This is a genomic window from Vibrio sp. 704, assembly GCF_033339295.1.
In genome coordinates this window covers 1-875 of sequence record NZ_JAWOUH010000225.1, presented here as the reverse complement: position 1 = coordinate 875, position 875 = coordinate 1, and the positions used below count along the sequence as shown (strand labels likewise).

The 875-nt window shown below is 47.3% G+C and carries 2 protein-coding genes; one reads left to right on the top strand and one right to left on the bottom strand.

Going from position 1 to position 875, the window contains the following annotated elements; translation table 11 throughout:
* A partial coding sequence (locus R7R24_RS25600) for a DEAD/DEAH box helicase (protein WP_318119923.1) occupies positions 1-350 on the bottom strand: 350 nt, incomplete at its 3' end.
* Positions 351-496: 146 nt separating this feature from the next.
* Here R7R24_RS25600 and R7R24_RS25595 point away from each other — a divergent pair.
* Positions 497-875 (top strand): GNAT family N-acetyltransferase (locus tag R7R24_RS25595; RefSeq protein ID WP_318119922.1); only part of this gene is annotated, 379 nt, incomplete at its 3' end.

Sequence of the window (875 nt, the reverse complement as noted above, 5' to 3'; positions counted from 1 at the left end):
ATTTGCGGTCCCATCGGCATACCGCCGCACAACGTAAGTACTTTAATGTTATGGATACCACGCCCTAGCGTTCGAATTTCTTTAGCAACTTGATCCGCCAGTTCGCGAGTCGGACACAGCACCAAAGCCTGCACGCGAAATCGTTTTACGTTTAGATTTGATAGCACGCCAAGACCAAACGCCGCTGTTTTACCCGAGCCCGTTTTACCCTGACCAATTACGTCACGCTGATTCAAAATCGCCGGTAAGCTTAACGCTTGAATTGGCGTCATATGGGTGTAGTTCAATGAATCCAGCGTTTCTAGTAGCGCTGGATTCAGGCCTACTTGGTCAAAAGTTTGTTTGCTCACAGGGAAATATCCTCAGGTGGGATGAAAAAGAGGGCACATTATCGCCAGATTTTCTGGGAAGACCAGTGAAAATTAACCATTGTTAATGAGTATTGAAACAAAGGCGAGTACATTCAGGCACTCTACTATCATTATGGACGACGGACATGACCACTTGGATCACTTTGCCTTTTGCTCAACTAACTACCTTACAACTGTATGAGATGCTGCGCTTACGCGTCGACGTGTTCGTCGTCGAGCAAACTTGCCCGTACCCGGAGCTAGATGGTAAGGATATTATTGACGGCGTTCATCACCTACTCGGCTACCACAATGATGAATTAGTTGCCTGCGCTCGGCTTCTGCCAGCTGGAACCACTTACGATAACGTCAGTATTGGCCGAGTCGTAACCAAACAAACAGCCCGAGGTGGTGGCTTAGGCCATCGGCTAATCACACAAGCCATCCAAGCATGTTCTACGTTATGGCCCGAAAAAACCATAGACATTGGTGCACAAGAACATCTTATCGATTTTTATGCTCACC